The sequence below is a fragment of the Streptomyces sp. NBC_00223 genome, from assembly GCF_036199905.1.
GTDB lineage: Bacteria > Actinomycetota > Actinomycetes > Streptomycetales > Streptomycetaceae > Actinacidiphila.
The window spans coordinates 4775151-4787853 of sequence record NZ_CP108109.1; the positions used below are offsets into that span (position 1 = coordinate 4775151).

A 12703-nucleotide genomic window follows, 5' to 3' on the forward strand; every position below is an offset into this window, starting at 1 on the left:
GTTCGGCGAACGCCCGCTGTGTCGACGCCGGTTCGGCGAACGCCCGCGTGAGGACCCCGGTCCGGCGGGGCCGGTCCCGCGGCCCCCGTCCCGCGGCCCCCGTCCCGTGGCCCCCGGTCCGCGGACCGGGTCGGCGGGCCCCCGGGGAGTGGACCACTCCCCGGGGCCGCCGCACGTGGCGCCACCACCCGGCTCACAGGACCGCGACCGAGGGCTTCCCCGTGCCGTCGCGCTCCTCCGCCGGCATGGCCTCGACGATCTTCATGGCCTCCTCGATGAGCGTCTCCACGATCTTGGACTCGGGCACGGTCTTGACCGGCCGGCCCTTGATGAAGATCTGGCCCTTGCCATTGCCCGACGCCACACCGAGGTCGGCCTCGCGCGCCTCGCCGGGGCCGTTGACGACGCAGCCCATCACCGCGACCCGCAGCGGGGCGTCGAGACCGTCGAGGCCGGCGGTGACCTCCTCGGCCAGCTTCCACACGTCGACCTGGGCGCGGCCGCAGCCGGGGCAGGAGACGATTTCGAGGCCGCGCTGCTTGAGGTTGAGCGACTCCAGGATCTGGAGCCCGACCTTGACCTCCTCGACCGGCGGCGTGGACAGCGACACCCGGATGGTGTCCCCGATGCCGTCGCCGAGCAGCGAGCCGAAGGCCACCGCGGACTTGATCGTGCCCTGGAAGGCCGGGCCGGCCTCGGTGACGCCGAGGTGCAGGGGGTAGTCGCAGGACGCGGCCAGCAGCCGGTAGGCGTTGACCATCACGACCGGGTCGTTGTGCTTGACGGAGATCTTGATGTCCCGGAAGTCGTGCTCCTCGAAGAGCGAGCACTCCCACAGCGCGGACTCCACCAGCGCCTCGGGGGTGGCCTTGCCGTACTTCGCCAGCAGCCGCTTGTCGAGCGAGCCCGCGTTGACGCCGATCCGGATCGGGATGCCCGCGGCCGAGGCGGCCTTGGCGATCTCCTTGACCTTGTCGTCGAACTGCTTGATGTTCCCCGGGTTGACCCGCACCGCCGCGCAGCCCGCGTCGATCGCGGCGAAGACGTACTTGGGCTGGAAGTGGATGTCGGCGATGACCGGGATCTTGGACTTGCGGGCGATCTCCGAGAGCGCGTCGGCGTCGTCCTGGGTGGGGACGGCGACGCGGACGATCTGGCAGCCGGAGGCGGTCAGCTCGGCGATCTGCTGGAGCGTGGCGTTGACGTCGGCTGTCACCGTCGTGGTCATGGACTGCACGGAGACGGGGGCGTCTCCGCCGACGGGCACGTCGCCCACCATGACCTGACGGGACTTGCGGCGCTCGGCGATCGGTCTGGGCGGCAGGACGGGGGTGTTGAGCAGCACGGTCATGGCGGTGGTCCTTCCGGTGCGGTGGGGACGGGCCGAGGCGGGGCGGGCGTACGGGGCGGTGCGGCGTTCATGGCGTACGGCAGTACGGGAGCAAGGGGCACGCGGGAGGTACGGCGAGCGGCGGGGGTACGTGGCGCGCGGACGTTCATGACGTACGGGCGCCACGCACTCGCCGGCCGGCGGCCCTAGACAAGGTGCTCGGCGGTCCGCGTCCTTTCCGCCCGGGTCAGGGCGCCCGAGATCGTGGCGGCGATGTCGCTCGACGTCAGTCCGATCGCGCGCAGGATGTCGGCGCGCTTGGCGTGGTCGAGGAACTCCTGCGGGATGCCCAGCATCCGTACCGGCGTCTCGACCCCGGCGGTGTGCAGGGCCTGGGCGACCGACGAACCGGCGCCGCCGGTCAGGCCGTTGTCCTCGACGGTGACGACCAGCCGGTGGCGCGCGGCCAGCGGGGCCAGCGCCTCGTCGACCGGCTTGATCCAGCGCGGGTCGACGACGGTGCTGCCGATGCCCTCGGTGGCCAGCAGCGAGGCCGCGTCGAGGCAGGTCTGCGCCATCGCGCCGACCGCGACGATCAGCACGTCCTCGGTCGTACCGCGGTGCAGCACGTCCATGCCGCCGGCCTGGTCGACGGCCGCGATGTCGCTCTGCACCGGGCCCTTCGGGAAGCGGACGGCGGTCGGGCCGTCCTCGACGGCCAGCGCCTGGTCGAACAGCTCGGTCAGCCGGGTGCCGTCGCGCGGTACGGCGATCCTCATACCGGGGACGATCTGGAGCAGCGACAGATCCCACATGCCGTTGTGGCTGGCGCCGTCGTCCCCGGTGACGCCCGCCCGGTCGAGTACGAAGGTGATCGGCAGGCGGTGCAGCGCCGCGTCCATGAGGGCCTGGTCGAAGGCCCGGCCGAAGAACGTGGCGTACATCGCCACCACCGGGTGCAGTCCGCCCATCGCCAGCCCGGCGGCCGAGGTCACCGCGTGCTGCTCGGCGATCCCGACGTCGAAGGTGCGCTGCGGGAAGGCGAGCGAGAAGTCCCGCAGCCCGGTGGGCTCCAGCATCGCCGCGGTGATGGCGACCACGTCCCGTCTGCGGTGCCCGGCCGCGACCAGCGCGGCGGAGAACACCGAGGTCCAGGACCGCCCGGTGGGCTTCGCGGTGGACTTGCCGGTCAGCGGGTCGATGCTGCCGACCGCGTGGCAGCGGTCCAGTTCATTGCCCTCCGCGGGCGCGTAGCCGGCGCCCTTGACGGTGACGCAGTGCACGAGGACGGGTCCCTCGAAGTGCCGGGCCCGGCGCAGCGCGTGCTCGACGGCCTCGATGTCGTGCCCGTCGACCGGGCCGATGTACTTCAGGCCCAGGCCGTCGAACATGTTGCGCGGCGTGACGATGTCCTTCAGCCCGGCCTTGGCGCCGTGCAGCGCGCCGTAAAGACCCTCGCCGATGACGGGGGTGCGGCGGGCCGCGGTCTTGCCCCACTCCATGAACCGCTCGTACTTGTGCGAGGTGCGCAGCGTGTACAGATGCTCGGCGAGGCCGCCGATGGTCGGGGCGTAGGAGCGGCCGTTGTCGTTGACGACGATGATCACCGGGCGGTCCTTGGCCGCGGCGATGTTGTTGATGGCCTCCCAGCACATACCGCCGGTCAGGGCGCCGTCGCCGACCACCGCGACCACGGATCGGTGGGTGTCGCCGGTCAGCTGGTGGGCCTTGGCCAGCCCGTCGGCGTAGGAGAGGGCGGTGGAGGCGTGCGAGTTCTCGACGAGGTCGTGCTCGGACTCGGTGCGCGAGGGGTAGCCGGACAGGCCGCCCTCCTGCCGCAGGTCGTCGAAGCCGTCGGCGCGCCCGGTGAGCATCTTGTGGACGTACGCCTGGTGGCCGGTGTCGAAGAGCAGCCGGTCGCGGGGGGAGTCGAAGACCCGGTGCAGCGCGATGGTCAGCTCGACCACGCCCAGGTTCGGGCCCAGGTGGCCGCCGGTCCTGGAGACCTTCTCCACCAGGGTGCGGCGGATCTCCGCGGCCAGCGAGTCCAGTTGGTCGTGGTCCAGGACACGCAGGTCGCGCGGGCCGCGGAGGTCGGCGAGCAGGGGAGCGCCGGCGGCCGCGGCGTCGGTTTCCGTGGGTGCGGCGGCCGGGGCGCGGTGGCCCTCGGCGGGCACGAAGTGGATCCGCGAGGCCGGCTCAAGGCCGATCTCCGGCCCGGTACGCGGCCCGTCGGTGGCGATCAGCACGTTGTAGTGGTTGGGGTAGTGACAGGCGTCGTAGCCAAGCACCGTGCCGATCAGCTGGTCGCCGACCCACACCTCGTCACCGCGGTCGAGGACCCCGCCGCTGGTCAGCTCCACGAACCCCAGGAAGCCGACCCGGTCGACGGTCGCGCCGGGCCGCGTGTCGGTCTGGTCGGTCGTCACCAGCTCGTGGATCTCCCCCTCGCGCACGCACCGGCTGGCGAACGGCTCCAGGGTCATGCCGCGATCGTCCCTGCGGTGCTTGAGCACCTTCACGATCACGCCGTTGACGCCGTTCTTCAGGCCGTTCTCAGGGTGTGCCATGGCAGTTCTCTCCTTTGGGACGGGTTCTCTCCGTTGAGACCGGTCGGCCGGTGACGTGCGCGGGGGTACGGGCGCGGGAGTACGTGCGAGGGGGTACGGGCGCGGGGCGCCGGCCCGGGGACGGGCCGGCGCGAGGGCGGGGCGGTTGCCGGGCCGCGGCGGTCAGACGGGCAGCGCGGTCCCGGCCCCGGCGGCCTCCGTCCCGTAGACGGCGTGCACGAGTTCCAGGGTCTCCAGGCCGTCGGGCCCGCCGCCGCCGGTGCCGTCGAGCAGCCCGGCGAACTCCGCGAGGACACCCACGTACTCGTGGCCGAGGGAACTCTTGAAGGCCGGGTAGCCCGCGAGCATGTCGGCGGCGAAGGTACGGCCGTCGGCGAGCCGCACCACGACGTCCTTCACCTCGCCGTCCTCGTACGCCCAGTCCAGGTCCACCACCGCGCGGGCGCCGCCGGGGGCGGCCAGGTCGATGACGGCCTGCCGGTCCACACCGTCGTCGGTCCTGGTCACCTTGGCGGCGGCCAGGTCGACCGGGCCGAGGAAGAGGTGCACCAGGTCGATGGCGTTGGGGCCGTTGTCGGCGACGCAGCCGCCGCCGCAGCGCTTCGGGTCCAGGTACCAGCGGTCCCGGCCGACGTGCTCCTCGATCTTCTCCCAGTAGCGGACGGTGACATCCGCGATCGGGCTGTCCTGGGGCAGGGCGGCCAGCAGGTCGAGGACATTGCTGTTGTAGCGCCGGTGGTAGGCGGTGAAGAGCACCTTGCCGCCCCGGTCGGCCAGCGCGCGCAGCTCACGGCCCTCGTCGAGGGTGATGGCCAGCGGCTTCTCCACGCACACCGACACCCCGGCGGCGAGCGCGTCGCGGCAGATCGCGTGGTGGGCGTCGTTGGGGACGTTGACGACGACCGCGTCGAGGTCGGTCCTGGCGAGCAGGTCCCGGTGGTCGAGGTAGACCGGCGTCCGGTCGCGGAACGGTTCCAGCACCTCGGGGTTGAGGTCGCACACGGCCACCAGCTCCACCTGCGGCAGCTGCGGCAGCGCCTCGATGTAGAAGCGGGAGATGACGCCGAGGCCGATGATGCCGATCCTGACGGGGCCGCGGGCGCCGTCGCCGGACGTCCCGGCCGGGGTCTTCGTGGTGTCGGTGCTCACCGGGTCCCTCCCAGCAGCGCGGGCGAGGTCAGGTTCAACGTGCCCGCCAGGTCGGCGAGTTCGGCGTAGAGGGCGGGCGCGAGCGGCACACCGTCCGCGCGGTGCCGCGCGGCCCGGTGGTACTCCGGGACCCCGGGGTAGCTGACGGGCACGTCGGGGTTCACGGAAGGGCTGGCCAGCAGCGTGCCGAACAGGCCGGCCGCGTCCTGCTGGAAGCGCTCGGGGTCGCGCAGCCGGCCCGGGGCGATCACCAGGGCGCAGAAGCCGATGTTGTCGTCACGGCCCGAGCCCGGATCGGCCAGCGCCCCGGCGGTCGGGCCCAGTCCGGCGCCCGGCAGCAGCGCGGCCAGCGTCTCGACCATCAGGCTCAGCCCGTAGCCCTTGAACGCGCCGTTCTCCGGCGTGCCGCCCAGCCACGCCAGGTGCGCCTCGCCGCGGTCGAACGCCGCCGGGTCGGTGACCGGGGCGCCGTGGTCGTCGACCAGCCAGCCCTCGGGCACCTGCTGCCCGGCCCGCGCGGCCTGCCGGACCCGGCCGGTCGGCACCACCGAGGTGCTCATGTCCAGGACGTACGGCGGGTGTTCGCCGCCGGGCGAGGCGATGCTGAACGGGTTGGTGCCCAGCAGCGGCACCGCGCCGCCCGGCGGGCGGATGATCCGCTGGCCGCCGCAGTTGCCCGCCAGCAGGGCGATCGCGCCCGCCTCGGCGACCAGGCCGGTGAAGTGGCCCGCGCAGCCGAAGTGGGTGCCGTTGTAGAGGGAGACCAGGCCGATGCCGTGCTCCTCGGCCCGCTCCAGCGCCAGGTCCATGGCCGCGCCCGCCGACCACAGGCCCAGCGCGTTGTGGGAGTCGACCAGCACTGCCGCGCCTCGGTCGGCGACGACCTCCAGATCGGCGGCGGGGTCGGCCCGGCCCTCGTCCAGCAGCGGGAGGTAGAGGCGGGTGAGGTTGGTCAGCCCGTGCGAGGTGACGCCGGTGAGGTCGCCGTGCACCAGGGCGGCGGCCGCCTTGGCGCTGCGCTCGGGCGACAGACCGCGGGCGGTGAACACCTCGGCGGCGAAGGACACCAGTTCCCGGTAGTCCACCCGCACGCTCTGCTCGCGGTCCCAACTGGACGCGTCGGCGAGGGCGGTGGCGGAATCTGCGGTGGTGCGGTCGTTGATCGGATCGACGACGGTGGTCATCACGAGTCCTCTTCGTCAACAGGAAGATGGTCACAGGCGGCCGTACGGGCGGCCGCGGCGGCGGAAAGGTCGGACAAGGGGCCGGACAAGGAATCGGACAAGGGGCCGGACGAGAAATCAGTCGGGAGGTCGGACGTGAAGTCGGCGGTGGCGTCCGCGAAGACGGTCAGCAGGCGGCCGATGTCCGCCGCGTAGCCCTCCAGTTCGGCGAGGTCCGCGAACTCGCCCTCGGCGTGCGCGTTGTTGGTGTCGAGCGCGCCCGGTCCGTACACCGCGGTGAACGCGCCCGGCAGGCCGTCGGCCCAGATCGCGTCACAGGTGAAGGCCGGTTCGTCCGAAGGCCAGCGGGCCAGCCCGACCCGCTCGGTGAGCAGGGCCTCCGCCCAGTGGTCGTCGGACCGCAGCACCGGGAGCCCGGTCTTCAGCCACTCGACCCCGACAAGGCGTTCCGCGTCCGCGGCGGTCCGCCGCAGCAGCGGTACGTCCGCGTACCGCCGGCGGAAGTCGGCCGCACCCGCGCGGACCACGTTCTCCAGCGCGGTACGCAGCCGGGTGCCGTCGTCGGACCGGCCGTAGGAGCAGTTCACCAGCAACTGCCCGGTGCCGTAGACCTTGTTGTGCAGGGGCCCGGTCTGAAGGCCGGCCACGCACACCTGGCCCTCGGCGGTGGCGGCGGGCAGGTCGCGGGCCAGGTGCGCGCCGAGGTGGCCGAGCAGTACCCCGGCGTTGTGGCCGGCGGCGGGGGCGTCGTCGATGGCGTCCTCGCCGGACACGGTGATACGGGCGGTCGTGGCGGCCGTCGAGCGGGTGAGCACACGGCGGCCGGTGGGCTCGCAGAAGATGTTCAGCCGCCCGTAGTGGCCGGCGGCGATCAGCGGGCGGGTGCCGAACACGCCCATGGCGCCGCCCTCTTCGCCGGAGACGGCCTGGATCAGCACCGTGATCCTCCGGGTGAGCAGCGGGTCGGCGGCCAGCGCGGCGCGTATCCCGGACAGCAGGGCCACGGCCGGCCCCTTGGCGTCGATGGCGCCCCGGCCGAGGAACCGGCCGTCCACGAAGCCCGCGGGCTGGTCACCGGCCACCGTGTCGAGGTGGACGTTGAACATCACCGTGCGCGCGCGGCCGCGTTCCGGCCCCAGGCGCAGGACCAGGCTCGGCTGGCACGCGAGGAACCCCGGGTCGGCGTCGGCGGCGCGGACGACGCTCGCGGGCGTCAGGGCGTCGTGCGCCCACGACGGGTCGGGCGCGCTGTGGGAGACGGTCACGAAGCCCAGCCGCGCCGCGGCGTCGGCGTATCTCCGCTGGACCTCCCACAGCCGGACCCGGTCGGCGGGCACGCCTTCCAGTGGGCCGGCGGTCGGCAGGGCCAACAGGTCGAGGAGCAGGGCGTGTTCGGTGCCGTCGAAGGAGGCCCGGTCGCTCGCGGGGGCCGCATCAGGCGCTGTGACGGTGGCCGTGGTCATCGTGGCCCTCCGCCCGGTCGCCGCGAGCCCAGTACCTCGTCCCACACCAGGGACTCCAGCCGCCTGCCGTACTCCACGAAGGCCGGTACGCCCTTGCGTCCCTCCGTGAACAGGCCCTTGTGCGGCTGCACGTTCACATGCGGCTCGATGGACCACACGCCGGTGAAGTCGTGCTCCACCAGCAGCCGCAGGCAGGCCGCGACATCGCTCTCGCCGTCGCCCGGCATGGTGTAGGAGGCGTCGTCACCCGCGCCGACCGCGTCCTTGACGTGCACGTGGGCGACCAGTTCGGGTGCCCGGTCCAGGAGTTCGGTCAGCATGGGGAGGCTGGGGTAGCCGTAGGCGGCGCCGTTGCCGGTGTCGAACATCAGCCGCAGCGCGGGGGAGTCGGTCTCCTCGACCAGGCGCAGCATCCGCTCCGCGCTGGTGCCGGCCCACCCGGAGCAGTTCTCGTGCAGCAGCACCAGGCCCGAGTCCTCGGCGCGCCGCGCGAGCAGCTTGGTCCTGCGCAGCACCTCGGCCACCCAGTCCTGCTCCGACAGACCGTCGTTGGGATAGGACATGATCCGGACATAGCGGGTGCCCAGGGCGGCGCAGCGGGCGGCCAGCACGTCCAGTTCGGCGAGGTCGTCCGCGAGGCTGCCGCTCACCGGCCGCGACCAGCCGGCGATCCGGGAGTCGACACAGGCGGTGGACAGTCCGGCGGCGGCCAGCGAGGCCACGCAGCGGTCGAAGGCCCGATCGTCCAGTTCGGCGAGCGGCACCCCGTCCACGGTGCGCAGTTCGATGAGCTGCCAGCCCAACTGCCTTCCCACCGCGTCGATCTGTCCGGCCAGGTCGGAGGCGGCCTCGTCGCCGACTCCGGCGAAGAGCACGCCGCCGACGGCCTCGCCGTGGCCGGTCGGCGCGGCGACGAGCTGTGATTGGTGGTCATGAAGCATGGGGAACGGCCTCGGTAGGGATCTGGGGGAAGCGGGGGATGTCGGCGGTGAACAGCGGTTCGACGGCGGCGTCGGCGGCCCGGCCGAGCCGGGACTGCTCCTTGGCCTCGCTGAGGATCGCGCTGACCCGGCTGTTGAGGGCGAAGTCGGCTTCGAGGTCGGCGCCGCCGGCCAGCCGCTGGTAGGCGCTGAGCAGGAAGCGGCCGAGCGAGTCGTCGCGGAAGACGGCGGCGGGGAAGTCGCCCTGGTCGAGGGAGGTGGAGAGATGGGCGTGGTCGTCGGCCTCGCTGATCGGGAAGTGCCCCACCGCCCAGCCCCGGCTGAAGCCGAGCCGGATCACCCGTTCCCGGATCGGCGAGGCCAGATCGGTGAAGATCTCCGTGCTGACCGAGGAGTGGTGGGTCAGATGGAGCCGGGCGGCGCCCATGTCGCGGACCACCACGTTGCCGAGCCGCATGTCGTGGAGCTCGGCGCCGGCGACGTCGCCGTCACCGGCCAGCTTCAGCACCAGGCCCACGGAGTGCGGCAGTTCGACGTCGAACGCGGTGGGGTGGCCCTGCGTCCGCAGCGTCCGCGTCATGCGCGGCTTGAGCTGCGCGACGAAGACGCTCTCCAGGTCGCCGAGCGTGCGCTGCCGGACCAGGTCGTGCAGCCGCTCGGTGAGCGTGCTGTGCAGCCAGGGCGCCACCACGATCAGCCGCAGCCCGTACGCCCGTCGCAGCGCGTCGATCGGCGCCAGCTCCTCCGGGGTGCTGATCAGCGGCTTCTCCACGAGGATCTGCCGGAAGCCGAGCGTGGCCAGCTCCCGCAGCACCTCAAGCCGGTCCGTCGGCGGCGTGCACAGATGGACGACCGTGTCGGCGGGGTCCAGCAGCTCGGCCGCGCGGGCCAGGTCGGGTGTCGGCAGACAGCAGGCGTCCCGAACGGTCCGGTCGTCCACCGCGGGGTCCACGACGACGGGTGGCTCGGCGCTGATGGCGGCACGGCCTGGCTCGGTGCCGCGCAGCCGGTTCAGCACCTGCCAGTGCAGGTCGTGCCCGGCCCTTCCGAAGCCGACGATGAGTGTTCGGGGCATGTTGGGGTCCGTTCTCTTCCAGTCGATGTCCGGTAGTGGGCCGGTGGGAGCCGGTCAGGATTCGCAGGTGAGTCGGAGATGAGTCGGAGGTGGACCGGTGTCGGGCCGGCGGTGGGTCGGCGGCGGGTACGGCGGCCGGCCGACGGACTGCCTGTCGGCCGTGGTCGTGGTCCCGGCTGTCCGGCCGGTCAGCTGTTGCGGTAGGCGACCTGGGTGGCCAGGCGGGAGAACTCCTGACGCCACTCCGGCGCGAGGTCGCAGTCGGCGAGGGACTGGCACGCCCGGTCGACGAGCTGGGCGATGGTCTGCTCGACCTGGCGGCGTACGCCGGTCTCCTCCAGCACCCGGCGCAGCTCGTCCGCGTCCCAGGGGGTGGCCCCGCCCTGTTCGAGCAGGCGCTGCACCTGCGGATCGGTCTCGGCGGCCAGGGCCAGCAGCAGCGTCATCTTGTGCTCGGAGAAGTCCAGGCCGGTCGGCTTGCCGGCGGCGTCGGTGTCGCCGAAGGCGTCGATGAGGTCGTCACGCAGCTGGAACGCCTCGCCGAGCGCCAGTCCGTAGCCCTCGAAGGCGTCGGCGAGGTCGGGCCGGCCGGCGAGGGTGGCGCCCAGCACCAGCGGGCGGTGGATCGTGTAGCGGCCCGACTTGCAGACCGCGATCCAGCGGGAGAGCGAGGGGTCCACGACGGCTTCGGCCGCGACCGCGATGTCCAGGTGCTGGCCGATGATCATCTCGGCGCGCAGCTCGTCCCACACCCGGCGGGCCGGGACCGAGAAGCGCGCGGCCATCTGGTCGGCGTAGACGAACGCCAGGTCGCCGGCGAGCACCGCCACGCCCTCGCCGAACCGGCGGGCCTCGCCCTGCCAGCCGCGGGCCGTGTGCTCGGCGGCCTGCGCCACATGGACGGTGGGGGTGCCGCGGCGCAGCGCGGAGTTGTCCACGACGTCGTCGTGGATGAGCGCGAACGCCTGGAGCAGCTCCAGGGCCGCGGAGGCGTCCACGGCCATCTGCGAGCGCGGATCACCGCCGGCGGACAGATAGCCGCTCAGACAGAACACCGGCCGCAGCCGCTTGCCGCCACTGCGGACCAGCGCGGAGATCGCGTCGATGGGCTGCGCGGCACGCGGGTTGACGCTGTGCCAGCGCTCACGCTGTTCCCGGACGAACGTGTTGAGCCGCGACTCGACACGGGTGAGCATCTGCGCGCGGGTCTGGGTGATGACCGAGGCCGAGACCGGACGGGTGCTGATGATGGACACGGCGTTGCCTTCTCCTTGGAGGTCTGCGCTGCTGGCGACGTACGGAAGGGTCGGGACGCGACGGCGTACGGAAGGGGCCGGGACGGCGTACGGGCAGGCCGGGGCGGCCGGTGCACGGGCAGGGGTGGCCGGGACGCGACCACGTACGAGAGGTCCGCGGTGGCGGCGTACGGAGGGTCAGGGCGCGACGGGCCGGGTGTCGCCGGTGGCGCCGGACAGACTGGCCGGCAGACCGAAGACCACGTTCTCGACCGCGACCTGCGCCAATTCGATGTCCTCGTAGCCGAGTTCGCCGAGCCGGTCGACGACCTGCTCCACCAGGATCTCGGGAGCGCTGGCGCCGGCGCTGACGCCGACCGTGTCGACCCCGGTCAGCCATTCCTCCCTGAGGTCGCCCACCTCGGGCACCAGATAGGCACGCGTTCCCAGGCCGGCGGCCACTTCGACCATACGAATGGAATTACTGGAATTCGCGGAACCCACCACCAGAATGAGGTCGCTGCGCTCGGCAATTGCCTTGACCGCGTTCTGCCGGTTCTGGCTGGCGTAGCAGATGTCGTCCTTGGCGGGCTTGTTGAGCGAGGGAAAACGCTCGCTGAGCGCGTCGATGATATCGGCGGTCTCGTCCAGGGAAAGTGTCGTCTGGGTGAGATAACCCACCGGATGGTCGGCGGGGAACGGCAGTTCCCTGACCGCCTCGACCGATTCCACGATGACCGTGCGGTCCGGCGCCTCGCCGAAGGTGCCCTCCACCTCCTCGTGGTCCGCGTGGCCGATCAGCAGGATCGTCTTGCCGTCGCGGGCGAACCGCCGGGCCTCCTGGTGCACCTTGGACACCAGCGGGCAGGTGGCGTCGATGACCTCCAACTGCCGGTCCTGGGCGTTGCCGCGCACCGCCGGGGAGACGCCGTGCGCGGAGAACACGCAGACCGCGCCCTCGGGCACGTCCTCCTCCGAGTCGACGAAGACGGCGCCGCGCTGCTGGAGGGAGCGCACCACGTAGTGGTTGTGGACGATCTCCTTGCGCACATAGACAGGGGCGCCGTACTTGAGCAGGGACTCCTCGACGATCGAGATGGCGCGGCGAACTCCCGCGCAGAAACCTCTCGGTTCGGCCAGAATCACCTTCTTACGGGTGAGGGGCCGATGACCCGAAGGTTCCACATTCGCCATGGATTCCATCCCTGCCACTCCCGGTCCGGGGCCGTCTGTGATTTACACGTCGACTGGACCCCGATGTTGCTGTCCGCCGTCGGACGGTGTCAACGAAATCGGCGGACGGCCGCCCGGCACAGCGGGAGTTCGAGGATTTCCGCCCGCTCACTGCCATGTCCGGCGGGCGCGCGTGAATACTTGTCATCGAACCCGCGGCAAGAGTCCGGGTTCTTGTCATACCCCTGCTACACGCGCCGATGACAGGCGCGGAACGGGTACGTAACGGGGGCGCCGAACCGGGGCGCGGAACGGGCGCGGTGAACTTCCGCGAACCCGCGCGGGATTGATCGCCACGACACTAGGGTGATCCGACAGTCCGTCAGTAGGTCGGTACGACCGCGCGGGCCTTGCTGTGCGTCCCCCACGACCGAGGAGCGACTCCCCATGTACGCCCACGTCTTCGACGGCCTGCTCGTCCTCATGGTGATCGCCGTCATCGCGTTCGCCGCACTGGTCGTCACCCGCCTCTTCCGCGGCCAACGCTGACCCCCGACAGGTCGAACGCCGGCGACCTTCATCG

Annotated in this window: 9 protein-coding genes; all 9 read right to left on the reverse strand. The window is 72.2% G+C overall.

All coding sequences use genetic code 11. From position 1 onward, the window contains the following. Positions 1 to 193: 193 nt before the first annotated feature. Positions 194 to 1351 carry a flavodoxin-dependent (E)-4-hydroxy-3-methylbut-2-enyl-diphosphate synthase gene (gene ispG, locus OHA30_RS20200; protein ID WP_328915264.1) on the reverse strand — a complete coding sequence of 386 codons (1158 nt, stop codon included), beginning with the start codon at positions 1349 to 1351 and terminating at the stop codon, positions 194 to 196. Positions 1352 to 1536: 185 nt separating this feature from the next. After that, positions 1537 to 3900 (reverse strand): 1-deoxy-D-xylulose-5-phosphate synthase, encoded by a 2364-nt coding sequence (gene dxs, locus OHA30_RS20205; protein ID WP_328915265.1) that lies wholly within the window; start codon positions 3898 to 3900, stop codon positions 1537 to 1539. A gap of 162 nt (positions 3901 to 4062) precedes the next feature. Next, entirely contained in the window at positions 4063 to 5049 is a 987-nt protein-coding gene (locus OHA30_RS20210) for a Gfo/Idh/MocA family protein (protein WP_328915266.1), read from the reverse strand. Then, the gene (locus OHA30_RS20215; protein WP_328915267.1) at positions 5046 to 6233 is read right to left on the reverse strand and encodes an Ldh family oxidoreductase; all 1188 of its coding nucleotides are present in this window, start codon (positions 6231 to 6233) and stop codon (positions 5046 to 5048) included. Before OHA30_RS20215 ends, OHA30_RS20210 begins: the two co-directional genes overlap by 4 nt. Further along, the gene (locus tag OHA30_RS20220) at positions 6233 to 7696 is read right to left on the reverse strand and encodes a M20/M25/M40 family metallo-hydrolase (protein ID WP_328915268.1); all 1464 of its coding nucleotides are present in this window, start codon (positions 7694 to 7696) and stop codon (positions 6233 to 6235) included. Before OHA30_RS20220 ends, OHA30_RS20215 begins: the two co-directional genes overlap by 1 nt. Next, a complete protein-coding gene (locus OHA30_RS20225) occupies positions 7693 to 8637 on the reverse strand; it encodes a sugar phosphate isomerase/epimerase family protein (RefSeq protein ID WP_328915269.1) in 945 nt (314 codons plus the stop codon). The genes OHA30_RS20220 and OHA30_RS20225 overlap by 4 nt, the downstream gene beginning before the upstream one ends. After that, positions 8627 to 9712 (reverse strand): hypothetical protein, encoded by a 1086-nt coding sequence (locus tag OHA30_RS20230; RefSeq protein ID WP_328915270.1) that lies wholly within the window; start codon positions 9710 to 9712, stop codon positions 8627 to 8629. The genes OHA30_RS20225 and OHA30_RS20230 overlap by 11 nt, the downstream gene beginning before the upstream one ends. A 188-nt stretch (positions 9713 to 9900) precedes the next feature. After that, positions 9901 to 10968, reverse strand: a complete 1068-nt coding sequence (locus OHA30_RS20235; RefSeq protein ID WP_328915271.1) for a polyprenyl synthetase family protein — start codon at positions 10966 to 10968, stop codon at positions 9901 to 9903. A gap of 177 nt (positions 10969 to 11145) precedes the next feature. Then, positions 11146 to 12141 (reverse strand): 4-hydroxy-3-methylbut-2-enyl diphosphate reductase, encoded by a 996-nt coding sequence (locus OHA30_RS20240; RefSeq protein WP_328915272.1) that lies wholly within the window; start codon positions 12139 to 12141, stop codon positions 11146 to 11148. Between the last annotated feature and the right edge of the window lie 562 nt (positions 12142 to 12703).